Below are 25007 nucleotides of genomic sequence, written 5' to 3'. Positions count from 1 at the left end.
GTCAGCCCAACTGGCTGTTGAAGCCCTCGCCGATGAACTCGATGAGCGCCTCACGCTCTTCCAGCGGCAGGAAAGCGGCCTCGGCCGCGTTAAGGGTGATCTCCAGCAGGTCGTCCAGGTCGTAGTCGAAGGTTTCCACCAGCAACTCGTATTCGTCGGAGAGCGTGACTCCGCTCATCAGCCGGTTGTCGGTGTTGATCGTGACCTTGAACCCGGTCTGGTAGAGCAGGTCGAACGGGTGGGACTGGATACCCTCGCCGAAGACGGCGATCGCGCCCGTCTGCAGGTTCGATGACGGGCTGCACTCGAGCGGGATGCCGCGGTCGCGGACCCACGAGGCGACCCGGCCCAGCGTGACCATGCCAACCTCTTCGCCGTCCTCGTCGTCGGGCCCGAAGTCCACCTGGATGTCCTCGGCGATCCGGACGCCGTGGCCCAGCCGCAGCGCGCGGCCGCTGACCAGCGCGTCCACGATGCTGTCCACTCCGGCCGCCTCGCCGGCGTGGATCGTCACCGGGAACTGCTGTTCGGCCAGGTAGGTGAAGGCGTCCTTGAAGCGCGAGGGCGGGAAGCCGTCCTCGGCTCCGGCGATGTCGAATCCGACGACGCCCCGGTCACGGTGGCGAACGGCGAGTTCTGCGATCTCCTGCGAGCGGTCGGCATGCCGCATGGCGGTGACCAGCTGGCCCACCTGGATGGGGCGGCCGCTGGCTTCCACGGCGTCCACGCCGGCTTCCAGGCCTGCCTGGACGGCCTCTACCGCCTCGTCCAGGGTCAGGCCCTTGGTTAGGTGCTGTTCGGGCGCCCAGCGGACCTCGCCGTAGACCACGCCGTCGTCGGCCAGGTCCTCCACGAATTCGCGGGCCACGCGGAACAAGCCTTCCTTGGTCTGCATCACGGCGATGGTGTGGTCAAAGGTTTCCAAGTAGCGGACCAGCGAGCCGGAATCCGCCGACGCGCGGAACCACTCCCCGAGCGCCACCGGGTCGGTGGAGGGCAACTCGTGGCCCTCGGCGGCGGCAAGTTCAATGATGGTGGCCGGGCGCAGCCCGCCGTCCAGGTGGTCGTGCAGCGAAACCTTCGGCAGGCTGCGGATGTCGACGTCGAGGTCGGCTGCGGTGTCTTCGGAGTATTCAGGCTCAGTCACAGGCACCACCTTACGCGAGCACCGGGCACGCCAGAACCGGCGCGGATCCCCTCGCCGGGTTCAGTCGTCGAGTCCGGCGGCGGAACGGTTGCGGGAGGGCACGGCCAGGGGAACGTACGGTTCGAAGCGGACGGTCCGCGAACCCGTTGCCGGCAGCTGGTCGGCGGGATCGCGCCGTGCCGCCACTGCTGCGTCCCGGCGCTCGGCGGCCGCGCCGGCATCGCCTGCCGCCACCGAGAGGCCGGCTTCTGCCGTCGGCCCGGCTTCCGCCGTCGACCCGGCATCCGCTGCCGTCCCCGCTTCGGCTGCCGGCTCCGCTCCGCGGTATCCGGCCGGGGCAGCCGCGCGCAGCCGCGCGGCACGGCGCCGGTTGGCCAATTTCATGCCGTGGTCCAGTGCCAGGCCCAGCAGCAGCGCCAGGATGATCGCCAGGCCCGCGGCCAGGAGGCTGTTGTCGTGGAACCATCGCCCGGCCAGCGCCCCGATGGCTACCGAGTACAAGGACCAGGAGATGCCGGCGGCCACGGAAAACAGGACGAACTTGCGGTGGTTGTATCCGGTGGCGCCGGCGGTCATGTTGACGGCCACCCGGCCCACCGGGATGTAGCGTGCGCTCAGGATCAGCAGCGCGCCGCGCCGGTCCAGTTCCCTGCGGGCCCAGGCGAAGGCCGCAGCAACCCGGGGACGCTGCATCCAGCGGAAACGGTCTGCGCCGATCCGGCGCCCGATCAGGTAGGCGATGTTGTCCCCCGCTATCGCGCCGACGGCAGCAACGGCGGTCACCAGCCAGATATTCGGGGCTCCGGCGGATACCGCGATCGCAGCCAGTGCCACGACCACCGATTCGCTGGGTACCGGCGGGAAGATCCCGTCGATCAGGCAGAGAGCCAGAAGCAGTGGGTAAATCCACCATTGCGCTGCCGCGTCGATGATGAAGACGCTGAGCGCGTCCATGAAAGTCTGCACGAAGTGTTCCTGTCCGCTGGATACCTAGTCCAACGATGCCATGCCGCATCTTGTGCCGCTATCGGGTAGATCCCTGACCGGGCCCCCATCGCTCAACGCCGCAGACCCCGCGGTGCGCCGGGGCATCCCCCGCTCCGGCCGCACGATTTCATCGTAGCGGGGCCGGGGGAACGCCGGGAAGAGCTTGCCCCGGTGGATATATATCCGTGCTGCCCCAGTTGTTTTCAGCTGGGGTCCTGGGCGCGTCAGGCCACCCGGTCGATGATCAGCCGCCGGGCCGGCCGGCTCCCCTCCGGGGCAATAACGACGGCGCCGCGCAGCGCCTCCTTGGCGCGGTCGAACCTTTCGGGGGTATCGGTCAGCAGCGTCATCAGCGGTTCGCCGGCGCGGACCACCGCCCCGGGCTTGGCGTGCATCCGCACGCCGGCCCCGGCCTGCACGGCGTCTTCCTTGCGGGCGCGTCCAGCACCGAGCCGCCAGGCGGCGACGCCGACGGCCAGGGCGTCCAGTTGCATCAGCACGCCGTCGGCCTCGGCGTAGACGACTTCCGACTCCCTGGCCACCGGCAGCCTGGCGTCGGGATCCCCGCCCTGGGCGCGGATCATGGATTTCCAGACGTCCATGGCGCGGCCGTCCCGCAGCGCGGCAGCAGGGTCGGCATCCGTCACGCCGGCGGCGTGCAGCATCTCCTCGGCCAGCCTCACGGTCAGCTCCACGACGTCCTCGGGGCCGCCGCCCGCCAGCACCTCCACGGATTCCTCGACCTCGATGGCGTTGCCGGCGGTCAGCCCGAGCGGCGTGCTCATATCGGTCAGCAGTGCCACGGTGTTCACGCCCGCGTCCTGGCCCAGGGCGACCATGGTTTCGGCCAGTTCCCGGGCGTTGCGCTCGTCCTTCATGAAGGCCCCGCTGCCGACCTTCACGTCGAGCACCAGCGAGCCGGTGCCTTCGGCAATCTTCTTGCTCATGATCGAGGAGGCGATCAGGGGGATCGCCTCGACCGTGCCGGTCACGTCGCGCAGCGCGTAGAGCTTCTTGTCCGCGGGAGCCAGACCGGCCCCCGCCGCGCAGATCACGGCGCCGATCTCGGCCAGTTGGCTCATCATCTCGTCATTGCTGAGCAGGGCCCGCCAGCCCGGAATCGACTCGAGCTTGTCCAGGGTGCCGCCGGTGTGGCCGAGGCCGCGGCCGGACAACTGGGGCACCGCCACGCCGAAGACTGCCACCAGCGGGGCCAGCGGGAGGGTGATCTTGTCCCCCACGCCGCCGGTGGAATGTTTGTCGGCGGTCGGCTTGCCGAGCGAGGAGAAGTCCATCCGCTCGCCGGAGGCGATCATCGCCGTCGTCCAGTGCGCGATCTCTTCCCGGTCCATGCCGTTGAGCAGGATGGCCATGTTCAGCGCGGACATCTGCTCGTCGGCGATGGTCCCGCGGGTGTAGGCGTCGATGGTCCAGGCGATCTGCTCCGGGCTGAGCGTTCCCTTGTCCCGCTTGGTCCGGATGATGTCCACGGCGTCGAATGTTTCGGTCATGTCCTGCTCCTTAGGTGATGCGTTCCGCCCGTCAGGCCAGGTGCTGCGGTCCGAAGGCGTCGGGCAGCACCTGGTCCATGGTCCTGATGCCGGCCGGCGTCATCAGCAGCATGCCGGGCGCGCGGAACTCGTACAGCAGCTGACGGCACCGGCCGCACGGCATCAGGGCGTTGCCCTCCCCGTCCACGCAGCTGAAGGCGGCCAGTTTCCCGCCGCCCGTCATGTTCAGCTGGCTCACCAGCGAACATTCCGCGCACAGGGTCAAGCCGTAGGAGGCGTTTTCCACGTTGCAGCCGGAGACGATCCGGCCGTCGTCGGTGAGCGCGGCGGCGCCGACCGGGAAGCCCGAGTACGGCACGTAGGCCAGCCGCATGGCGGCCTCCGCGGCCTGCTGGAGGGCGTGCCAGTCCACCTGGGCCGTCGTTGGTGCTTCCACGGTCATCCCTTGATGTACGGCACGCCGCTGGCGGCCGGGGGTCGGGCGCGGCCCACCAGGCCGGCGACGGCGAAGATGGTCACCACGTAGGGCAGCATGGCCAGGAACTGGTTCGGCACCGTCGAGCCCAGGGCGCTGAGCACGTACTGGAGGTTGGTTGCGAAGCCAAACAGCAGCGCCGCGAAGAACGCATACAGCGGGTTCCAGCGGCCGAAGATCAGCGCCGCCAGGGCGATGTAGCCCTGCCCGGCGGTCATGTCGCGGCCGAAGCTGGAAACAAGGACCAGGGTGAAGAAGGCGCCGCCGAAACCGGCGACGACGCCGGCCAGCAGCACGTTCATGAACCGCATCCGGTTGACCTTTACGCCCAGGGTGTCCGCCGCCTTGGGGTGTTCCCCGACGGCACGGGTGCGCAGGCCCCACTTGGTGTGGAACAGGCCGAAGTAGATCACGGCCACCGCGACGTACATCAGGTAGCCGACTACCGACTGTTCGAACAGGATGGGGCCGATGATCGGGATGTCGGAGAGCACCGGAATGCTGATGATCGGCAGCCGCGGCGGAGAGTTCCAAGTGGCCGAGTCGGCCGAGAGGACGGTGGAGAACAGGAAACCGGTCAGGCCGGAAACCAGCACGTTGAGCACCACCCCGACGATCACCTGGTTGACGATGTACTTGATGCTGAACACCGCCAGTACCGCCGAGACGAGCACGCCGCCGACGGCCGCTGCGGCCAGGCCGATGAACGCGTTGCCGGAGAGCGATCCGGCAACCGCGGCGGAGAAGGCACCGAACAGCAGCTGTCCTTCGATGGCGATGTTGACGACGCCGGAGCGCTCGCACAGCACGCCGGAGAGGGAGCCGAAAATCAGCGGCACGGCCAGCGTGACCGAACCGGCCAGCAGCCCGTAGAGGGCCACGTTGGGGGTCCGGGCGCTGCCGACCACCCAGGTGAGGAATCCGACCACGAACAGCACGGCAAAGACGGCCACCAGCCAGCCGGGGACCTTTCGTCCGGACCGGACCAGCATGAACGACCAGACGGCGGCGGCGAGCATCAAGACGGCCGTGACCCAGCCGGTGACGACGGCCGAGAGCACCACCGACGGCAGCACCACAGGGTCGTTGGGGTCCGACAGCCGGAAGGTCACCGAGTTGTCCGGTGCCCCGACCGCGAAAACCAGGACGGCCGCGAAAGCCAGGACGGCCAGGATGACCGGCGTCTTCCAGTTCCGCACGGTGTCCGCGGCGGCTGGGCTTTGCTGCGGGGCGGTGGCGGTAACCGTGCTCATGCTGCACCTCCGGTGCTTGCGGTCTTACGGGGTCTTGCCGTCAGCTTGCCCGGCTCGGGGAGCCGGAAGATCGCGCGCACGAGCGGCGGCGCCGCGATGAACAGCACGATCATGGACTGGACCACCAGCACGATGTCGATGCCGGTGCCGGTGTTGGTCTGCATGGTCACCCCGCCGGCGCGGAAGGCGCCGAACAGCAGGCCGGCCGCAAAGGTGCCCCACGGCGTCGAACGTCCCAGCAGTGCCACGGTGATGGCGTCGAACCCGAAACTGGCAGCGACGCCCGAGGTCAGCACGCGTTCGGTGCCGGCCACCTGCGCGACGCCTGCCAGGCCGGCCAGGGCGCCCGCCAGCACCATCACCACGACGTAGCCCTTGGTGACGCTGATGCCGGCGGTGCGCGCGGCGTGCGGATTGGAGCCGACCGCGCGCAGCTCGAAGCCGATGGTGGAGCGGTTAAGCAGCCACCAGCAGAAAACGGTGGCCAGAATGGCTACCACGAAGCCCCAGTGCAGCCGGAAGGTGTCGCCGAAGAGCGGCGGATACATGGCCGTGGCATCCAGCTGCGGGCTGATCGGGTTGGTGGAGCCCGGTCGCTGGAACGCGGGCATGGTCAGCAGGTACAGCACCAGGTTGATGGCCACGTAGTTGAGCATGATCGACAGGATCACTTCGTGGGCACCGGTCTTGGCCTTCAGCAGGCCGACGAGGCCGCCCCACAACGCGCCGCCGATGATGCCGGCGATGATGACCAGGAGCAGGTGCAGGCCCACCGGAAGGTGCCAGCTGAAACCGACCCAGGCGGCCAGGGTGGCGCCGATGATGATCTGGCCCTGCGCGCCGATGTTGAACAGTCCCGCGCGGAACGCCAGCGCCACGCCCAGGCCTGCGCAGATGAGCGGCGTGGCCACGGTCAGCGTCTGGGTCAACGGGTAGATCATCCGGGCGAACGTGGCGCCCTCAAAGTTGAAGATCGAGCCCTGGAACAGGGCGGCGTAGGCGTTGGCGGCGGCCGTCCAGCCGGCAGCCAGCATGTCCTGCGGGCGGGCGAAGAAGTAGCTGGAGGTCCGGGCGACTTCCTCGTTCGTCAACGCGATCAGGATGCCGCCGGCGATCAGGGACAGCACAATGGCGAAGACAGCCACCAGCGCGTTGCCGGAGACGATCCGCTGCATGATGGTCTGATGCGCGCGCAACTCGGGGTGCAGGCTCTCCCCCGTGGGCAACACGGCCGGCGGTGCCTGGGTGCCGTCGCCGAGGGCGGCAGCCGCCTCGAGCCGCTGCTCGTCGCCCTCCGCCGCGGGCGTTCCCGCGTGTTTCGACCGCTTCCCGTGCTTGCCGGACTCGTCCGCGCTCATTCCTCGCCTCCTTCGGCGTCTGTCTGCTGTACTTCGGCGTCCGTCCGGTGTGCCTGTGCTTCCTCTGCGCTCATGCCGGCCATCATCAGGCCCAGCTCGCCGCGCGAGGTGTTGGCGGGGACGATGCCCATCAGCCGGCCCTGGTAGAGCACGGCGATCCGGTCGGCAAGTTCCAGCACCTCGTCCAGTTCGGTGGAAACGATCATCACCGGCGTGCCGACGTCGCGCTCGGCGACGATCCGCTTGTGCAGGAATTCGATGGAGCCTACGTCCACGCCGCGGGTGGGTTGGGAAGCGATAAAGAGCTTCAACGGCCTGGACAGTTCCCGGGCCATGACCACCTTTTGCTGGTTTCCGCCGGAGAGGGTACCGGCCGCCGCCGCCGCAGACTGGGTGCGGACGTCGAACTCCGAAATGTATTGCTCGGCGTTCCGGGCGACCAGGGCCGGCTTCATGGCCAGGCCGCGGGCAAATGGCGGCTGGTCGTAGCGGTTGAGGATGAGGTTTTCGGCCACCGAGAAGGTACCGACCAGGCCCTCGACGCTGCGGTCCTCCGGCACGAAACCGACGCCGGCCTCGATGATGTCCTTGACCTTGCGCCCCACCAGTTCGCGGCCTTCAAGCCTGATGGAGCCGGACACGTGGTCCTGCAGCCCCAGGATCGCCTCGGTCAGTTCGGTCTGCCCGTTGCCTTGGACGCCGGCCACCGCGAGGATTTCGCCGCGCGCTATGCCGAAACTGATGCCGTCCACCACGCGCTGGCCCGTGGCCGAACGCACGGTGAGGTTGTTGACGGTGAACGTTTCTTCGCCCGGCCGGGCCGGTTCCTTGTTGAGGGTCAGGCTGACGGCGCGGCCCACCATCATTTCCGCCAGTTCGGTGGTGGAGGCCGAGGGCGGCGCGTCGCCGATGACCTTGCCACGGCGAATGACCGTGATGATGTCCGAAACCGCCTTGACTTCACGCAGCTTGTGGGAGATGAAGACGATGGCCTTGCCGTCGGCCTTGAGCTGGCCCATGATGCCCAGCAGCTCATCCGTTTCCTTGGGCGTCAGGACGGCGGTCGGCTCGTCCAGGATCAGCACTTCGGCGTCCCGGACCAGGGCCTTGATGATCTCGACCCGCTGCTGCACCCCGACCGGCAGGTCCTCGACCACCGCGTCGGGGTCCACCTCGAAACCGTATTGGTCAGAGATCTCCCTGATCCGGGCCCGGGTCTCCTCCAGATTGAGTTGGCCGCCGGCCTTGGTCGCCTCATTGCCGAGCGCCACGTTCTCGGCCACGGTGAACACCGGGACCAGCATGAAGTGCTGGTGCACCATGCCGATGCCGGCCGCCATGGCGTCCCCGGGGCCGTCGAAGGTCACGGGCTTGTCGTCGACCAGGATCTGGCCTTCGCTGGGCTCGTAAAGCCCGTAGAGGACGTTCATCAGCGTCGATTTCCCGGCGCCGTTTTCACCCAGCAGGCTGTGCACCTGTCCCGGCTGCACCACCAGGTCAATGTGGTCGTTGGCAACCAGGGAGCCGAATCGCTTGGTGATTCCCTTGAGCTCGAGTTTCAAACCCCAACCCACCTGTTCTTTGTCCGTAGGTACGACGGTCGTCATCCAGCGGCGCGGTGCCGGACGGTGCTGCTGCCCGGACGCTGTGCCTAGCCTAAACCGGTTCGGCCGATTACAGCGCGAACCGCCGCCCTCGGCACCGGTGTCCGGTACGGAGGGCGGCGGTCCGCTGCGTGCTTACTGCTGCGGGCTGGCCTTGGATTCGACCTTGATCTCGCCCGAGATGATCGACTCCTTGATGGTTTCCAGTTCCGCCTTGGTCTCGTCGGAAACCGCTGCGTCGAGGTCATGGAACGGGGCCAGTGCCACGCCGCCGTTCTCCAGGGTTCCGACATACGGCGAGCTGTCGAAGTTGCCCTCGGCGTCGGTCTTGACGACTTCCTCGACCGCGTTGCCCATCAGCTTCATCACCGAGGTGAGGATGAATTCCTCGGCCTTGCCGGCGGTCTCGTAGCCGTCGGAGTCGACCCATACGACCTTGGCATCCTTGCCGTCGGCATTGGCTTCGAGCACGGCGTCCAGCGTGCCCAGGCCCACCGGGCCTGCCACCGGCATGATGATGTCGGCGCCCTCGTTGATGAAGTTCAGGGTGTTGGTCTTGCCCTTGCCCTGATCCTCGAAGTTGCCGACGAAGGTGCCGTTCTGGGCTTCCTTGTTCCAGCCGAGCAGTTCGACGTTGGCGTCCTTCTGCTCGTTGTAGTAGTCGACGCCGTCGGCGAAGCCGTCCATGAAGATGGTGACGGTGGGGATGTTCATGCCGCCGTAGGTGGCCACCTTGCCGGTCTCGCTGGTTGCGGCCGCCACGTAGCCGGCCAGGAACGCCGCCTGCGCCGTGTCATAGATGATCGGCTTGACGTTGTCGCTGAACTCCGGGTCGTTGTAGTCGACGATCGCGAAGTTGGTCTCAGGGTTGGCCGCCGCCGCTTCCTTGGTCACGTCGCCCAGCAGGAAGCCGACCGTCAGGACCATGTTGCAGTTGGCCTGCACCATGGCATCCACGTTGGGACCGAAATCGGTCTCGGCCTGGGACTCGGCCTCGCGGATCTTGATGCCCAGCTCTTCCTCGGCCATCTTCAGGCCTTCGTAGCTCGACTGGTTGAACGAGCGGTCGTCGAATCCACCAGAGTCGGAGACGATGCAGCCGAGGTAGTCGGTGCCTTCCGCTGCCGGGCTGCCGCTGGCGCCGCCCTCTTGGGCCGGCGGTGCGCCGCAAGCGGTCAGAACCAGTGCGGACGCGCCCAGCACCGCGGCGGAGAGGCCGGTGCCGCGCTTAATCTTGCGCAGTGAAGTCTTCAATGTTCCTCCATAAAAGAATGTCTGCCCCGCCACAGTTCAATGGTCGCTTCACAAGAAGTGCGGCGTTTGACTTGTACTCCGCGTGGCACAGCACCTGTCCTGCAGGTGCACAGTTGATGACCCTACAGTAGTTCCCACGCGCCCCACCGGCGAAGCAATCGCTACCGGCGCGCGCAGATTGTTCAAAAGTTGTTACTTTTGGGTAGCACCGGCTGCCGTGTCCCGGTGACGCCGGGCGGCCAGCACGGCGGCCTTGGCCATGACGCGCACGCCCACGCCGATGGCGTGCTCGTCGGGAACGTAGTCGCCGCGGTGCAGGTCGAAGGTTTCGCCGCCCGGGCTCCGGGTGCCCAGCCGCATCATGGCGCCGGGCACTTCCTGGGTCATCCAGGCGAAGTCCTCCCCGCCCATCGACTGCGGCGTGAGGGTCACCGCGTCCTCCCCCAGCTCGCTCCGGGCCGCCGCCTCGAGCAGCGTGGTTTCCCGCTCGGTGTTGATCACGGGAGGCACGCCGCGGATGTGTTCGAGCTTGACGTCCACGCCGAACGGTGCGGCCACCTGGTTGACCACCTCGTCCACCAGCTCACCGGCGGCCTGCCAGGCTTCCCCGTCCAGGCAGCGCATGGTGCCGGCCATGTAGCCGACTGCCGGGATCGCGTTGGGGGCGGCGCCCGCCTGGATTTGCCCCCACACGAGCGAGACGGCGCTGCGGACATCGATCCGCCGGTTGATGACGGCCGGGACGCTGACGGCGATCTCTGCTAGCGCGAACACCAGGTCCTCCGTCAGGTGCGGGCGGGACGTGTGGCCGCCGCGCCCGCGCAGTTCGATCCGTATGGTGTCCGAGGCGGAGGTGATGGCTCCGATCCGCGTGCCGACCAGGCCGACGTCGATGCGCGGGTCGCAGTGCAGTGCCAGGATCCGCGGCAGCCCTTCCAGCACGCCCTGCTCGATGACGGCCAACGCGCCGCCGGGCATGGTCTCCTCGGCCGGCTGGAAGATGACCCGCACGCGGGCGGACAGTTCGCCTTCCAGATCCAGTTTGCGCAGGACCAGCGCGACGCCGAGCATCACCGTGGTGTGGATGTCGTGTCCGCACGCATGGCTGATGCCGGTGTTAACCGAGGCGTAGTCGAGGCCGGTTTCTTCCATGATCGGCAGGGCGTCGATGTCCGCGCGCAGCCCGATGGCCAGCGGGCCCTCCCCGATGTCGACGAACAGCCCGGTGCCGTCCAGCAGTTGCGGCTCGAGTCCTGCGGCCGTCAGCCGCTCGGCCAGCTTCCGGGTGGTGAGGAATTCCTTGTGCGACAGCTCGGGATGCTGGTGCAGGTCCCGCCGGAACCGCCGGAGTTCATCCAGCAGTGGCGATGCCCAGACGCCGATATTGAGATTGGCCAGCGGAGTTTCTGAAATCTTCTGCACACCTGCACTCTATCGATTTGAGCGACGTTCCGAGGACGGTCGCCGGCCTTGCACAGGATCAGGCTTTCGCCGCCGGTCCCGGGTGCCTTGCGGCTTTAGAGGACGTCGGTGTCGCCGCTGGCCCTGAGGTGTTCGACGGCGGACTTCACCTTCTGCGCGTGTTCCTTGGTGGTCACCAGCAGCGCGTCCGGGGTGTCGACCACGACGACGTCGTCGATGCCGATCAGCGCGATCACGCGTTTGGTATCGGAGACCACGACGCCGGTGGCCGACTCCGCAAACACCCTCGCCCCTTCGCCGAGCACCGTAAGCCCGGAGGTTTCGCTGGCGGTATTCAACCGCCCGATCGCGGCGAAGTCGCCCACGTCGTCCCAGGAGAAGGAACCGGGGATCATCGCCACGTCCCCGGCGGCCGCCGCGGGTTCAGCCACCGCGTAATCGATCGCCGTCTTGGGCAGGTCCGGCCAGATTCTGCGCATCACCGCGCCGCGGGCCGGGGTGTCCCAGGCCTCGGCGATCTCGGTCAGGCCGGCAAAGAGTTCGGGTTCGTTGGTTTCCAGGTGCTTCAGCAGCAGGTCAACCGGCGCCACGAACATGCCGGCGTTCCAGGAATATTCCCCCGTCGCCAGGTAGCCGCGGGCCACCTGCTCGTCGGGTTTCTCCACGAACTCGGCCACCGCCTGCGCGGAGGGCGCGCCGGGGACCTGCAGCGCCCCGGCGGAACGGATGTACCCGAAGCCGGTGGCCGGATGCGTCGGGGTGATCCCGATCGTGACGATGTAGCCCTCGGCCGCGGTGTACACCGCCTCGCGGACCGCCTGCTGGAACTCCTCCGCCGGGGTGATCACCTGGTCCGCGGCGAAGGAGCCCATGATGATCCGCGGGTCCCGCCGGTACAGGATCGCCGCGGCGAGACCGATCGCCGCCGCAGAGTCCTTCGGTTCCGGCTCCAGCACCAGGTTCGCATCTTGAAGTTCGGGCAGCTGCGCGCACACCGCATGTCGGTGCACCTTGCCGGTCACCACCAGGGTCCGCCCCTGGCACAACGGCTCAAGACGGGAATAGGTGGCGCGGATCAGTGTGGACCCGGAACCGGTCAGGTCGTGCAGGAACTTCGGGGCCGCCGCGCGGGACAGCGGCCACAACCGCGTCCCGGTCCCGCCGGCCGGTATAACGGCATGAAAACGGTCCAACACGGCGTCGTCGTCGGCCGCACCCCGGCCTGCTGCTTGAGTGTTCACGCTCTCCACGGTAATCCAGCCTCGTGGGTACCGCCTTCATCCTGGAGGCCGATTTCTCCCATCGGGGTGGTTTGCCGGTGCCGTATCGGCGCCAACCGGCGCCGCGTCAAAATCCAGGTCCTGCGGGGGCGCGGACCGGCCTCATCCGCCCCGTGGAAGCCGGTACAGCACGGGCGGTTAAGCCCCTGCTGTTAAAAAGGTCACACCCTGCCGTACCTAAATTGAATAAGCCCTCAGCGAAGCCTAGATTAGTCTTGAGCTATAGAGCGCTCTCGCACCGGCGTCAACTCTTGCGTGGAAGCCACGCTGCGCCTCTGCGATGCAGGGAGGGTAATTCAGTGTCGAAGACACCAGCAGGGACCTTATACCGCGGCCGTGAAGGCATGTGGTCTTGGGTAGGACACCGCATCACGGGCGTCGCAATCTTTTTCTTTCTCTTGGTTCACGTGCTCGATACCGCGCTGGTCCGGGTATCCCCGGGCGCCTACGACGCCGTCATGGCCACGTACAAGAACCCGATCATGGCCATTCTGGAAGCCGGCCTGGTAGCGGCCATCGTCTACCACGCCTTTAACGGGCTTCGCGTCATCCTCATCGACTTCTGGAAGAAGGGGCCCAAGTACCAGGCCAAGCTTCTGTGGGGGGTTGTCGGCCTCTGGGTCGTCGTCATGGTTCCGTTCCTCATCCGCCACCTCACGCTCGCTTTCACCGGGGGTCACTAACTCATGTCGGTCAACTCTGAAATCCAGGCTCCCCGCAGCGCCCGCATCGCTCCCGAGTACATGCGCAACAAGGGGCGCAAGGGCAACTTCGAACTGTACGCATGGCTGTTCATGCGGCTCTCCGGCCTCATCCTGGTGGTGCTGGTCTTTGGGCACCTGTTCGTCAACCTGATGGTGGGCGAAGGCGTCCACGCCATCGACTTCGGCTTTGTGGCCGGCAAGTGGGCCGACCCGTTCTGGCAGATCTGGGACCTGGCCATGCTGTGGCTGGCCATGCTGCACGGCACCAACGGCGTGCGCACCATCATCGAGGACTATGCGGAAAAGGACATCACCCGCTTCTGGTTCAAGATGGTCCTCTACGTGGCCTCTGCCGTCATCATCGTGCTCGGCACCCTGGTGATCTTCACCTTCGATCCGTGCCCGGCGAACGCCACCGCCGATCTGCTGCCGTCGTTCTGCCCGGCACCCTAACCGTCCCCGCGACAGACCGCGGCGCCGTTGCCCGTCCTGAACCCCGCACGGCGAAGAAAACCCAGTTTCAACAGAAAGAGCATCCAGTATGCAGGTCCATAAGTACGACGTCGTCATTGTCGGTGCCGGTGGCGCCGGTATGCGCGCCGCGATCGAATCAGGCCAGCGCGCGCACACCGCAGTACTGACCAAGCTGTACCCCACCCGTTCCCACACCGGCGCGGCCCAGGGCGGCATGTGCGCCGCACTGGCGAACGTCGAAGAGGACAACTGGGAATGGCACACCTTTGACACGATCAAGGGCGGCGACTACCTGGTTGACCAGGATGCCGCCGAAGTGATGGCCAAGGAAGCCATCGACGCGGTGCTGGACCTGGAAAAGATGGGCCTGCCGTTCAACCGGACGCCCGAGGGCAAGATCGACCAGCGCCGCTTCGGCGGACACACCCGCGACCACGGCAAGGCCCCGGTGCGCCGCGCCTGCTACGCCGCCGACCGCACCGGACACATGATCCTGCAGACCCTGTACCAAAACTGCGTCAAGCACAACGTTGAGTTCTACAACGAGTACTACGTGCTGGACCTGCTGTTGGTCGAGGAAGACGCCACCCGCGCGGACGGCACCCCCTACAAGCAGAAGCGCGTCGCCGGCGTCGTCAGCTATGACCTGGCCTCCGGCGAGCTCCACGTCTTCCAGGCCAAGTCCGTCATCTTCGCTTCGGGCGGCGTGGGCAAGGTCTTCAAGACCACCTCCAACGCGCACACTCTCACCGGCGACGGCATGGGCATCGCGTTCCGCCGCGGCCTCCCGCTGGAGGACATGGAGTTCGTCCAGTTCCACCCGACCGGCCTGGCCGGCCTGGGCATCCTGCTCTCCGAGGCCGCCCGCGGCGAAGGCGGCATCCTCCGCAACGCCGACGGTGAGCGCTTCATGGAGCGCTACGCCCCCACCATCAAGGACCTGGCGCCGCGTGACATCGTGGCCCGCTCCATGGCCCTGGAGGTCCGGGAAGGCCGCGGCTGCGGTCCGAACAAGGACTACGTGCTGCTGGACCTGACCCACCTGGAGCCGGCGCACATTGACGCGAAGCTGCCGGACATCACGGAGTTCGCGCGCACCTACCTCGGCGTCGAGCCCTACACCGAGCCGGTGCCCGTGTTCCCCACCGCCCACTACGCCATGGGTGGCATTCCCACCAACATCAAGGCCGAGGTGCTGCAGGACAACGACACCGTGGTGCCGGGCCTGTACGCCGCTGGCGAGGTGGCCTGCGTTTCCGTCCACGGCTCGAACCGACTGGGAACCAACTCCCTGCTGGACATCAACGTCTTCGGCAAGCGCTCCGGCATCAACGCCGCCGAGTACGCCAAGACCGCGGACTTTGTCGAGCTGCCGGAGAACCCGGAGCTGTACACGATGGAGCTGCTCGAGACGGTGCGCGGCGGTACCGGTACCGAGCGGGTCGCCCAGATCCGCAAGGAACTGCAGGACATCATGGATGCCAACGTGCAGGTGTTCCGCGACGAGAAGTCCCTGACCGAGGCGCTGAACGTGATCGCTTCGCTGCGCGAGCGCTACAAGAATATCAGCGTCCAGGACAAGGGCCGGCGCTTCAACCTGGACCTGCTGGAGGCCGTGGAACTCGGCTTCCTGCTGGACATGGCCCAGGTGATGACCGTGGCGGCGCTGCACCGCACGGAGTCCCGCGGCGGACACTTCCGCGAGGACTACCCGGACCGCGACGACGAGAACTTCATGAAGCACTCGATGTGCTACCTGGACGTCGACGCCGTGACCGATCAGACGGCCGGCATCCGCATGGATACCAAACCCGTGGTATTCACGCGCTACGAACCGATGGTGAGGAAATACTGATGAGCACCGCGACCGAAATTCCCGAAGGACCGTCCAAGGTCGAGCTGGCTCCCGGGGTCGGCGGCGGCGGCGAAATCCCCAGCTTTGACATTACGCTGAAGGTCCGCCGCTACGATCCGGAGGTTTCCGAGGAAGCCCGCTGGGACGAGTTCAAGCTCACCATGTATGGCACCGACCGCGTGCTGGACGCCCTGCACAAGGTCAAGTGGGAGCATGACGGTTCCGTTTCCTTCCGCCGGTCCTGCGCCCACGGCGTCTGTGGCTCGGATGCGATGCGCATCAACGGCCGCAACCGCCTGGCCTGCAAGACGCTGCTGAAGGACCTGGACACGGCCAAGCCCATCACGGTGGAGCCGATCAAGGGCCTGCCGGTGGAGAAGGACCTGATCGTGGACATGGAGCCGTTCTTCCAGTCCTACCGCGAGATCATGCCGTTCCTGATCAACAACGGCCACGCGCCGACCCGCGAGCGGCTGCAGTCGCAGGAGGACCGTGAGCGGTTCGACGACACCACCAAGTGCATCCTCTGCGCCGCCTGCACCTCCTCCTGCCCGGTGTTCTGGACCGACGGCCAGTACTTCGGGCCGGCGGCGATCGTGAACGCGCACCGCTTCATCTTCGATTCCCGCGACGATGCCGGCGACATGCGCCTGGAGGTCCTCAACGACAAGGAAGGCGTGTGGCGTTGCCGCACCACCTTCAACTGCAGCGAGGCTTGCCCCCGCGGCATCCAGGTGACCAAGGCGATCACCGAGGTGCGCCAGGCCATCCTGCACCGCTCCGTCTAGCCCATCGCGGCGGTCCCCTTCGGGACTGCGCGGTCCTGGTGGCGCCGATTCCTTCCGGGAGTCGGCGCCACCGGTGTTTAAGGTTCCGGCAGGGGCCTCCGCCGGCGCAGGCTCCACGCCCGCTGCCGCAGCGACCGGCCTCCCCCGGCCGCCTGCCGGGCCAGCGCGTCCGCCGTGCCGACCGCTCCCCAGGCGGTGGCGATCAGGTAGACCTGGCTCAGCAGGTAGAACCACACGAACAGACCCAGGATGACGGCGTAAGAAGCCAGCAACGGGTTGCTGCCCGCGTTGCCCAGGAGCGTCGAGGAGAAGTACCTGAGGACGGTACTGCCGACGCCGGCTAGCAAGGCGGACTGGAGCATCACCGGGCGTGGCATCCGGATCCCTGACGCCACGCGGAAAAGGACCACGGCAACCGCCGTATCCAGCAACAGCATGACCACGATGCCGGCAATCCGGGTCAGCGGAACCACGGCATCGCCTTCGATACGGAGCAATTCCACGATCAGGTCCAGCGCGGTATTGGCTATGGCTGCGACGAGCGACGTCACGATCAAGGCCACGCCCACGATCAGCAGCGTGCCGGTGTCCTTGAGCTTGACCAGGACGACGTTCGTATCCAGCGGGGGCAGGTCAAAGATGCCCCGCATCCCCGTCCGCAGCCCGGCGATCCAGCCCAACGAGGTCCAGATCATGACTACGGTAGAGATGATCAGGCTGACCCCGAATGCCTCGCTGCGGGAGAAGAGCTCTTGGGGTGTGGCCAGGCCCCCGTCTCCGGTGTCGATGAGTCCCGGGATGAAGTCGTTCACCACCCGGATGATGGCCATCTGCAGGTCGCGGTTGCCGGAAACCACCAGGCCCAGGATGGAGAAACCGGCCACCAGCATCGCGGCCACGGAGAAGAACATCTTGTAGGCACACCCGGCCGCCAGCAACGACCCGTGCCTCAGGGCGTAGAGATTCATGACCCGCATCAGGCGCCGGGAGTTGAGCGTTGCCAGCCTGTACCTGGCCGCGGCCAGGACGCTTTGCAGGGCGCCTTCTTCGCGCTTGGCGCGGCCTGCTTCCCGCCGCTGCCTTACGGCGGCGAGCAGCAGTTGCTGCCGTTCCAGCGGATCCGGCGTTGCCTCAGCCTGCTCCTGCTGGTCCGGCGCCAAAGGTCAACTCTTCCCGTAGTATCCACACACCAGTCTCGTCGTGCTCGTAGAGCCCCATGCTACTGACCCGGAATGCGGCGTCATAATCAGCGAGCTTGCTTTCGGCCGAGTCCATGCTGGCTTCGCTGACGTCGTGCGCCACGGTCACGTGCGGGTGGAAGCCGAACTCGAGGTCGCGTTCCAGCGGCCCGGACTGGAGTTTTTGGTGCAGCGCGACGCACTCGTCGAAGCCCTCGTCGATGCTCAAGTAGACCACGGGCGAAACCGGGCGGAAACTGCCCGTGCCGCGCAGGGAGAGGGTGAACGGGGACTGCGAACTGGCCACGGCCCGGACGTGCTGCACGGCCTCGTCCCAGTCAAGCACCGGAGTGGTGGTGACCAGGGTGATGTGCGGCGGTATCACCGAGGCCAGCGGGTCTCCGAACGAGGCCCGCCAGCCCTGCAGCTCACTGGCCATCGGCTCCGGGACCCCGATGACCACGCCGACGCAACCGACCGCCGTCCGGGCACCGCGGCCAGCATCGCCGTCGTGTTCGACACGGGCGATGCTGTCCTGGTCCTGCTGGCGCATGGCTAGCGCCCGCCTCCGGCGGGCAGGAAACCTACCTTGGAGTACACATCAGCGAGTGTAGCCGATGCGATTGAACGTGCCCGCTGGGCCCCGCGCGCCAGCAGCCGGTCCAGTTCGGCCGGATCGTCCAGCAGCTCCTGGGCCCGCGCCTGCACCGGGGCGAGGGTTTCGACGACCACCTCGGCCAGATCGACCTTCAGGTGACCGTACATCTTGCCCTGGTACTCCTGCTCAAGCTGCCCGACGGTCTTGCCCGACAGCGTGGAGTAGATGGTGAGCAGATTGGAGATGCCCGGCTTGGCCTCGCGGTCGAAGCGGATTTCCGTACCGTCGTCGGTGACGGCCGACTTGATCTTCTTGGCGGCCTGCTTCGGGTTGTCGAGTATGTTGATCAGGCCGGCTGTCGACTCCGCCGACTTGGACATTTTCGCTGTGGGGTGCTGGAGATCGTAGATCTTCGCCCCCTCCTTGGGGATCACCGCTTCGGGCACCACGAAAGTTTCCCCGAACCGGTGGTTGAACCGCTGGGCGAGGTTCCGCGCCAGTTCCAGGTGCTGGCGCTGGTCCTCGCCGACGGGCACCCCGTAGGGGCGGTATAGCAGGATGTCCGCGGCCATCAGCACCGGGTAGGCGAACAGCCCCACGGTCGCGGCGTCGGTACCGTTCTTCTGCGTCTTGTCCTTGAACTGGGTCATTCGGGAGGCCTCGCCGAAGCCTGTCACGCAGTTCAGGACCCAGGCCAGCTCGGCGTGCTCCGGCACGTGGGACTGGACGAAGAGCGCGGTGCGGTCGACGTCGATGCCGCCGGCGATGTACTGCGCGCAGGTCACCCTGGTGCGGTGGGCGAGATCCTTGGGATCGTAGTCAACGGTGATGGCGTGCAGGTCGGGAATGAAGTAGAAGGCTTCGTACTCGTCCTGCAGCTTGACCCAATTGACGAGTGCCCCCAGGTAGTTGCCCAGGTGCAGGGAGTCGGCGGAGGGCTGCATGCCGGAGAGAAGTCGAGGACGCTCGGCCTGCGGCCGGCCCGCCTGCCCGGCGGCCCGCAGGGCGGTGTCTGTCGGTTCTGTGGTTCCTGTGCTCATCGGGATGCTTCCTAGAACTGGTAGTCGACGACCAGCGGTGCGTGGTCGGAGAATCGGGCGTCGTAGGTGGCGGCACGGTCGACGGCGGCGGTCGTCGCGAGATCGGCCAGCGACGGGGTGGCCACCTGGTAATCGATGCGCCAGCCGGAGTCGTTGTCGAAGGCCTGGCCGCGCCAGGACCACCAGGTGTAGGGACCGCTGACATCCCCGGCCAGCGACCGGTGCACATCGCGCCAACCGATCTCCTCGCCGAAGAAGCGGTCGAAGTAGGCCCGTTCCTCGGGCAGGAAGCCGGCACGCTTGACGTTGCCCTTCCAGTTCTTGATGTCCAGCTCGGTGTGGCCCACGTTCAGGTCGCCGACGACCAGCGCGTAGTCCCGCTCGGCCTTCAGCTGCGGCAGGCGGTGGCACATGGCGCCCAGGAAACGGTACTTGTCCACCTGCTTGGGGGTGTCCACCTCGCCGGAATGGACGTAGGCGCTCACCACCGTCAGGGTCTTTTCGCCGTCGATGCCGTCCACCGCAAAGTCGGCCTCCACCCAGCGGCCGGCGGAGAGAAAGTACTCATCGCCGATGTGGCTGCGGGTGGCAGTGGGCTCCACGCGGGAGGCGATGGCGACACCGGCGCGGCCCTTGGCCTCGGCTTCGGCATGCAGAATGTGCCAGTCGCTGCCCAGCAGCTCACGTACTACCGCGTCCGGTGCGCGCACCTCCTGCAGGCAGAGGATGTCCACGTCCCGGACGGCCAGCCAGTCGGCCATCCCGCGCTTGTAGGCGGCGCGGATGCCATTGACGTTGACGCTGGCAATCCGCAGTGTCTTGCCTGCCTGGATCAGTCCGCCGGCGGCGTCGTGGGAGGTGGTCGGTGGGGTGGAAACGGTTGCCAAAGTCACCCGACTACCTTACCCAACCCTTCAGTTCAGCCAACAACTGTGCCGCTGACCGTTCCGCCGCCGTCTTCCTTGCGGATCATGCCGCGGCCGTTGTGGGCCGTGATCTCTACCGTTTCCAGCGCCCGGTCAACCATGCCCTCGTCTTTGCCGCGGTAGTCGCGGATCACCTTGGCCTGCACCTGGATGATCTTGAAGCTGTGGTCCAGCTTTTCGTCCCGCACGGCGTTCGCCCTGGAGATTTCTTCCTCGACGAGGGCTGTGCCGCCGCCGGGAGCGGGGTTGACCCGCCCGGCGTAATCGGCCTGCACGTTGGCCAGCTTCTCCTTCGCCTTGCGGGTGGCACCGCGGACGCTGAACACCACGAAGGCGGCCAGGGCCAGCCATGCCAGCGACACCGCGACGACGATCCAGCCGATGACGTCGTTCTCATTGGCGGCAAAGATGACCGCGACCAGGAAGACAAGCACCAGCACTGCCAGACTGATGTTGCCGGCCTTGAACGGCAGCTGGCGGGCGGTGGACGAAACGGAAGACTCGGGACCAATTGATCGCATGGGCCTATTCTCTCAAATCCGCGCGCCTGCGTGCGCCGTGTCCGCCCACGGCTCAGCGCCCGCTACCACTGCACCAGGCAGAACGGGTGCCCGGCCGGGTCCAGGTACACCCTGAAGGTCTCGGTGCCCGAGTCCATGCTCGTGGCTCCCAGCTGGAGTACCAGTCCTTCGGCGATGTCCAGGTCCCGGACCCTGACGTCAACATGCATCTGCTGGGGATGCTCCTGTCCCGGCCACTGGGGCGGTTCGTAATCCCGGACCTGCTGGAAGGCGATGGCCGGCCGGTCCGGGGCATCCCCGATGCTGATCCAGCCGTCGTCGTCCTGTTGGACCCGGATCATGCCCAGCAGCTCCTCGTAAAAGGTGGCCAGGGCGTCGCTGTCCGGACAATCGATGACCAGTGCCTGCCACGTGCCGATCATGTGCCAGCTCCTTAGTTGGTTCGGGCCTTTGGACGGTGTCTCCATCATTGATGCGCCGCAAGGGTGTGGCAAGGACAAGGCGGCAGCCCGCCCGCCGCACCTCGCGGTCCGCGCCCGCCGGCCGTCGGTCCGCGGTCCCGCCCGCCGCACGTCGGTCCGCGGTCAGTTCAGGAAGAGCTTGCGCAGCCTGCCAGTGGTCAGGATCAGCCCGAGCACGATCATGACCAGGAAGTACGCCACGTGGATCCAGGTGGCGGCGGTGAAGGCGCCGACGCTGAGCTGGCGCAGCAGTTCCACGCCGTGCCAGAGCGGGAATGCCTGGATCAGCCACTGGATCGGCTCCGGGTAGACGCTGAGCGGATAGAAAGTCGCAGAGAACAGGAACATCGGGAGCATGATGAAGTTGATCCAGTCCATCTGCTGGAACGTTTTCATGTAGCTGGTGATCGCCATGCCGAAGGAAGCGAAGCCGAAGGCCACCACCACGGCTGCGGGGATCATCAACAGCGCCCAGGGCGAGGTGATCAACCCCATCGCCCCCATCACCGCGGTAAAGCCGGTGGCGTAGAGCGCTCCTCGCATCAGCGCCAGCAGGATCTCGCCGAGCGCCACGTCCAGCGGTCCCAAAGAGGTGTACAACATGCCTTCGTAGAGCTTGGCAAAGTTCAGTTTGAAGAAGACGTTCCAGGTGGAGTCGTACACCGCGCCGTTCATCGCCGAGACGGCCAGCAGCGCCGGCGCAATGTAGTTCGCATAACCGATCTCGGTGCCGCCGGGGCCGCTTATCGTGCCGATCAGCGAGCCCAGTCCGATCCCCATCGCCACCAGGTAGAGGACCGGCTCGACGAAGCCGCTGACCATGATCGCCCAGTTGGTTCCCCAGGTCGCCTTGACGCCGCGGGCGAAGACCGCCCGCACGTTGCCGGCATAGAGCGAGCCAAACGGGCGGCGCGCAGGCTCGAGCCGCGGCGGCTGCGGGAGAACGTGCTGGCTCATTTGCCCAGCCTCCTGATATAGATGCGGCGCGCGAAGACCCAGCCGGCCGCGCAGAGGACGGCAAGGTAGGCGACGTGCAGCACGGTCAGCCAGGCCGGTTCAACATAGCCGTAGCTGAGCACCCGGCCCAGCTCCGTCGAATGCCACAGCGGCGAGATCCATCCGATCCAGCGCACCACCAACGGCATGGCCTCCAGCGGAAAGAACGTGCCGGAGAAGAGGAACAGCGGCATCACGATGAACCGCTGCACCAGCGCGAACTGGCCGCGGTCTTCTTCGATGCTGGCCGAGTACGCCATCAGCGGCAGCCCGAAGGCCATCCCGCCCAGGGCCGCCGTGATGACCATCAGCCAGGCGGTGGCCTCGGTTACCGCGCCGAAGATGACCAGGCAGAGGAAATACAAGCCGGTGGTCAGCAGCAGGCGGGCCAGCACGCCCAACGAGTGCCCATTGACCAGTTGGTGGCTCTGCAGCGGCGAGGCGTTGGGACCGAAGTAGGTCTTGCGCCATCGGAACCCCGACATCACCGAGTACGTGTTCTCTTCGCTGGCCACCATGATCGCCGCGGTCGCCAGGAGGGCAGGCGCCACGAAGACCAGGTACGGTACGGACTGGCCGTTTCCGGCGTCGAGCGAGGCGTTGGTGTTGGCGTCCACCAACGTGGCGAGCCCCACGCCCATGGCAAACAGGTATACCAGCGGCGTGCCGACCGCCGTCATCAAGACGGTCCAGCCGTAGCCGCGCAACTGCCGCAGCCAATGCTCCAGGAAGTAGATGGAGCCAAAGGTCCGGGCGCGCTCGGCCGACTGCAGCGGGGTCAGCGGCGAGCGCAGGCCGGTGACTGGCCGCGTCAGGGCGTCGATTTCCCGCAGTGACAGCTGCTCCGGGCTACGCGCATCGACCGAGCCCGCGGCGGCAGCGGCGTGCGGTACGGAGGCTGCAGCGGTCGCGGTTCGCCCGGACTCTTGGGCCGCGGGCGCCGGTGATTCTTCGGCCGCCCGGACCGGAGTTTCTTGGGACGCGCGCGCCGTGGTGTCTTTGGACCCGTGCGCCGCGATTTCTTCGGCCGGGCGCGCCGTGGTCTCCATGTCCTGCCCGCCCGGCACCTGCGGGGGCCGTTGCTCAGTCAATGAGGCTCCTGCCGGTCAGCCGGAGGAAGACGTCCTCCAGGCTGGAGCGCCGGACCAGGGACGTGATCGGGCGCAGGCCCCGGTTGGACACCTGCTCGAGGGCCGCCTCGCCGTCGTCGGCATAGACCAGCACACGGTCCGGCAGCGTTTCGAGCCGCTCCCCGATGCCGGCCAGCTCCGGGGCCACGGTGGTATTCCGCTCGGAACCGAACCGAAGCTCGAGGACCTCGCGGGTGGAATGTTCGCGGATCAGGGCTGACGGCGACCCTTCCGCCATGATCTTGCCCTTGTCCACCACGATGAGCCGGTCGCACAGCTGCTCGGCCTCGTCCATGTAGTGCGTGGTCAGGATCAGGGTCACGCCCGCTTCCTTGAGCCGGAAGAGCCGGTCCCAGAGGATGTGGCGCGCCTGCGGATCGAGTCCGGTGGTCGGCTCGTCGAGCAGCAGAACCTTCGGATCGTTCATCAGCGAACGGGCGATGGTCAGCCGCCGTTTCATGCCGCCGGAGAGGGCATCGACCTTCGCCTTGGCCTTGTCCGTCAGCTGCGCGAACTCCAGCAGTTCGTCCGCCTTGGGCCGCAGGTAGGAGTACGGCAGCCCGAAGTAGCGGCCGTAAACGATCAGGTTGTCGCGGACCTTCAGTTCCTCGTCCAGGTTGTCCTGCTGCGGCACCACGCCCAGATGCGCCCGCACCTCCGGCCCGTGTCGGTCCGGGTCCAGGCCCATGATGCTCAGTTCGCCGGACGTCCGCTGCGACACGCCGCCGATCATCCGCATCGTCGTGGACTTGCCCGCACCGTTGGGGCCGAGCAGCCCGAACGACTCCCCCGCCGGGACTTCAAAGGAGATACCGTCGACGGCGTTGAAATTGCCGTAGGTCTTCACGACGTCCCGGGCGGAAATGACGGCCGCGGAGGTTCGCTGAGGCAACCGGTGTGAGAGAGATGTTTGAGGCACTGCTATAGCCTAGATCACACTAGCGATTGAGGAAAGCCAATCGGGATTTTAGCCTCCGGCGTGTCCGAGTGGCAGCAGGGCCTGACCAAGCTGAGGCGCCGCGGCCGCCGGCGGTAGCTCCCCGGCGCGGCCGCCGGTGGTTGCGCCCGGCGGCGCCGCCGGCGGTGAGGCCCCGCGGCCGGCGGGGACGACTCATCGGCCAGAGCCGCCACTCTGGCGGGGCGCATGGGCCTCGACCGCATACCTGACCACCTCCGCGGCCCGGTCGGTCAGCCTGACCCCTTCGGGCCAGACGATCTTCACGCCAACCGGGCGGACCGCCGGCTCGATTGGCAACGCGGTGAAAGTCCGGCCTTCATAGGTGGCATCGCCGGACGGCCGCTGCACCAGGACCGAGTAGCCGATACCCCGCCCGACCAGCGAGCGGGTCAGCTCGAAGTCAGTGGTGCGGTACTTGATTTTCGGCACGACGGAAGCGTCACGAAACACCGACATCGTGTGATGGCTGCTCGGCGGTGCATCGAGCAGGATCATTGGCTCCTCGGCCAGGTCGGCCAAGCTCACCGCCTCCCGGCCGGCCAGCCGGTGGTCGGCCGGCAATAGCGCGTAGGCATGCATGGCGCCCAGCTGCACCGACTCCAGTCCCGGCCGCAGGTCCATGTCGTAGACGATGGCCAGGTCCAGCTCTCCCGTGAACAGCTTGTCCTGCACGGCATCCTGGGTGCCTTCGACGAAGTCCAACTGCACCTTGGGATGCTCGGCGGCGAAACGCTCCAGCAGCCCGGGCAGAACAGTCGGCGCCAACGTCAGATAGCAGCCCACCACCAGCGGGCCGGCCAGCTCTCCCCCGCCGCTGCTGGTGCTCAGCTCCAGCTCCTCCGCCTCCCGCAGGAAGGTTGCGGCGCGGGCGTGCAGTTGCCGGCCTGCAGGTGTCAGGCTGACGCCGTGTGCCTTGCGGCGGACCGTGAGCTGCGTGCCGAAAATACGCTCCAGTTCCTTCACTGCCGCGGCCACTGCCGTCTGTGAGACATGGAGTTCGTCGGCGGCGGCGGCAATCGTGCCGGCCTCTGCCACTGCGACAAAGTACGCCAGCTGCCGCAGCGTGTACCGAACCAACGCGCCTCCT

At 66.9% G+C, this 25007-nt stretch carries 24 protein-coding genes; 4 read left to right on the top strand and 20 right to left on the bottom strand.

Annotation, left to right across the window (positions count from 1 at the left end; all coding sequences use genetic code 11):
- Position 1: 1 nt before the first annotated feature.
- From AC5RW2_RS01835 to AC5RW2_RS01790, 10 genes are all read right to left on the bottom strand, one after another.
- Complete coding sequence (locus AC5RW2_RS01835; RefSeq protein ID WP_494026095.1) at positions 2-1147, bottom strand: adenosine deaminase; 1146 nt, start codon at positions 1145-1147, stop codon at positions 2-4.
- 60 nt (positions 1148-1207) lie between these two features.
- Entirely contained in the window at positions 1208-2113 is a 906-nt protein-coding gene (locus AC5RW2_RS01830; protein ID WP_494073565.1) for a DedA family protein, read from the bottom strand.
- A gap of 245 nt (positions 2114-2358) precedes the next feature.
- Complete coding sequence (locus AC5RW2_RS01825) at positions 2359-3645, bottom strand: thymidine phosphorylase (protein WP_494014404.1); 1287 nt, start codon at positions 3643-3645, stop codon at positions 2359-2361.
- 31 nt (positions 3646-3676) lie between these two features.
- Positions 3677-4081, bottom strand: coding sequence for a cytidine deaminase (locus tag AC5RW2_RS01820; protein WP_494073564.1), 405 nt, complete (start codon positions 4079-4081; stop codon positions 3677-3679).
- 2 nt (positions 4082-4083) lie between these two features.
- Positions 4084-5373, bottom strand: coding sequence for an ABC transporter permease (locus AC5RW2_RS01815; protein ID WP_494014406.1), 1290 nt, complete (start codon positions 5371-5373; stop codon positions 4084-4086).
- Positions 5370-6731 carry an ABC transporter permease gene (locus AC5RW2_RS01810; RefSeq protein WP_494073563.1) on the bottom strand — a complete coding sequence of 454 codons (1362 nt, stop codon included), beginning with the start codon at positions 6729-6731 and terminating at the stop codon, positions 5370-5372. The genes AC5RW2_RS01815 and AC5RW2_RS01810 overlap by 4 nt, the downstream gene beginning before the upstream one ends.
- On the bottom strand, positions 6728-8293 hold the full coding sequence (locus tag AC5RW2_RS01805) for an ABC transporter ATP-binding protein (protein WP_494073685.1): 1566 nt from the start codon (positions 8291-8293) through the stop codon (positions 6728-6730). The genes AC5RW2_RS01810 and AC5RW2_RS01805 overlap by 4 nt, the downstream gene beginning before the upstream one ends.
- A gap of 177 nt (positions 8294-8470) precedes the next feature.
- Positions 8471-9589 carry a BMP family lipoprotein gene (locus AC5RW2_RS01800; RefSeq protein WP_494073562.1) on the bottom strand — a complete coding sequence of 373 codons (1119 nt, stop codon included), beginning with the start codon at positions 9587-9589 and terminating at the stop codon, positions 8471-8473.
- A 192-nt stretch (positions 9590-9781) separates the two neighbouring features.
- Positions 9782-11011 (bottom strand): amidohydrolase, encoded by a 1230-nt coding sequence (locus tag AC5RW2_RS01795; RefSeq protein ID WP_494014409.1) that lies wholly within the window; start codon positions 11009-11011, stop codon positions 9782-9784.
- Between the two features lie 95 nt (positions 11012-11106).
- The gene (locus AC5RW2_RS01790; protein ID WP_494073561.1) at positions 11107-12252 is read right to left on the bottom strand and encodes a mannose-1-phosphate guanylyltransferase; all 1146 of its coding nucleotides are present in this window, start codon (positions 12250-12252) and stop codon (positions 11107-11109) included.
- 338 nt (positions 12253-12590) lie between these two features.
- Here AC5RW2_RS01790 and sdhC point away from each other — a divergent pair, with 338 nt between their 5' ends.
- The 4 genes from sdhC to AC5RW2_RS01770 all read left to right on the top strand — a co-directional run bounded on the left by sdhC (position 12591) and on the right by AC5RW2_RS01770 (position 16112).
- Positions 12591-12974: a succinate dehydrogenase, cytochrome b556 subunit gene (gene sdhC, locus AC5RW2_RS01785; RefSeq protein WP_493987889.1), complete on the top strand. Its 384-nt coding sequence runs from the start codon at positions 12591-12593 to the stop codon at positions 12972-12974.
- 3 nt (positions 12975-12977) lie between these two features.
- Positions 12978-13448 carry a succinate dehydrogenase hydrophobic membrane anchor subunit gene (locus AC5RW2_RS01780; protein WP_494001494.1) on the top strand — a complete coding sequence of 157 codons (471 nt, stop codon included), beginning with the start codon at positions 12978-12980 and terminating at the stop codon, positions 13446-13448.
- A gap of 88 nt (positions 13449-13536) precedes the next feature.
- Positions 13537-15324, top strand: a complete 1788-nt coding sequence (gene sdhA, locus AC5RW2_RS01775) for a succinate dehydrogenase flavoprotein subunit (protein ID WP_494073560.1) — start codon at positions 13537-13539, stop codon at positions 15322-15324.
- The gene (locus AC5RW2_RS01770) at positions 15324-16112 is read left to right on the top strand and encodes a succinate dehydrogenase iron-sulfur subunit (protein WP_494001495.1); all 789 of its coding nucleotides are present in this window, start codon (positions 15324-15326) and stop codon (positions 16110-16112) included. The genes sdhA and AC5RW2_RS01770 overlap by 1 nt, the downstream gene beginning before the upstream one ends.
- A gap of 77 nt (positions 16113-16189) precedes the next feature.
- Here the strand turns inward: AC5RW2_RS01770 and AC5RW2_RS01765 are convergent, their stop codons facing one another.
- The 10 genes from AC5RW2_RS01765 to AC5RW2_RS01720 form a co-directional block, all read right to left on the bottom strand.
- Positions 16190-17272 (bottom strand): YihY/virulence factor BrkB family protein, encoded by a 1083-nt coding sequence (locus tag AC5RW2_RS01765; protein ID WP_494073559.1) that lies wholly within the window; start codon positions 17270-17272, stop codon positions 16190-16192.
- Entirely contained in the window at positions 17244-17843 is a 600-nt protein-coding gene (locus AC5RW2_RS01760) for a 2'-5' RNA ligase family protein (RefSeq protein ID WP_494001497.1), read from the bottom strand. Before AC5RW2_RS01760 ends, AC5RW2_RS01765 begins: the two co-directional genes overlap by 29 nt.
- 2 nt (positions 17844-17845) lie before the next feature.
- A complete protein-coding gene (gene trpS / locus AC5RW2_RS01755) occupies positions 17846-18928 on the bottom strand; it encodes a tryptophan--tRNA ligase (RefSeq protein ID WP_494073558.1) in 1083 nt (360 codons plus the stop codon).
- Positions 18929-18939: 11 nt separating this feature from the next.
- A complete protein-coding gene (locus AC5RW2_RS01750; RefSeq protein WP_494073684.1) occupies positions 18940-19764 on the bottom strand; it encodes an exodeoxyribonuclease III in 825 nt (274 codons plus the stop codon).
- Between the two features lie 83 nt (positions 19765-19847).
- Positions 19848-20375, bottom strand: coding sequence for a hypothetical protein (locus tag AC5RW2_RS01745; RefSeq protein ID WP_493978594.1), 528 nt, complete (start codon positions 20373-20375; stop codon positions 19848-19850).
- Between the two features lie 62 nt (positions 20376-20437).
- Positions 20438-20797 (bottom strand): VOC family protein, encoded by a 360-nt coding sequence (locus tag AC5RW2_RS01740; RefSeq protein ID WP_494073557.1) that lies wholly within the window; start codon positions 20795-20797, stop codon positions 20438-20440.
- 162 nt (positions 20798-20959) lie between these two features.
- Entirely contained in the window at positions 20960-21793 is an 834-nt protein-coding gene (locus tag AC5RW2_RS01735) for an ABC transporter permease (RefSeq protein ID WP_494001500.1), read from the bottom strand.
- Entirely contained in the window at positions 21790-22923 is a 1134-nt protein-coding gene (locus AC5RW2_RS01730; RefSeq protein ID WP_494073556.1) for an ABC transporter permease, read from the bottom strand. The genes AC5RW2_RS01735 and AC5RW2_RS01730 overlap by 4 nt, the downstream gene beginning before the upstream one ends.
- Positions 22916-23854, bottom strand: a complete 939-nt coding sequence (locus AC5RW2_RS01725; RefSeq protein WP_494073683.1) for an ABC transporter ATP-binding protein — start codon at positions 23852-23854, stop codon at positions 22916-22918. The genes AC5RW2_RS01730 and AC5RW2_RS01725 overlap by 8 nt, the downstream gene beginning before the upstream one ends.
- Before the next feature lie 219 nt (positions 23855-24073).
- On the bottom strand, positions 24074-24997 hold the full coding sequence (locus AC5RW2_RS01720) for a LysR substrate-binding domain-containing protein (RefSeq protein WP_494001502.1): 924 nt from the start codon (positions 24995-24997) through the stop codon (positions 24074-24076).
- Positions 24998-25007: the final 10 nt, after the last annotated feature.

It is taken from the genome of Arthrobacter sp. B0316-1-20 (assembly GCF_059091865.1).
Note: the sequence above shows the minus strand (reverse complement) of the source record. Positions and strands in the feature narration are given on the sequence as shown.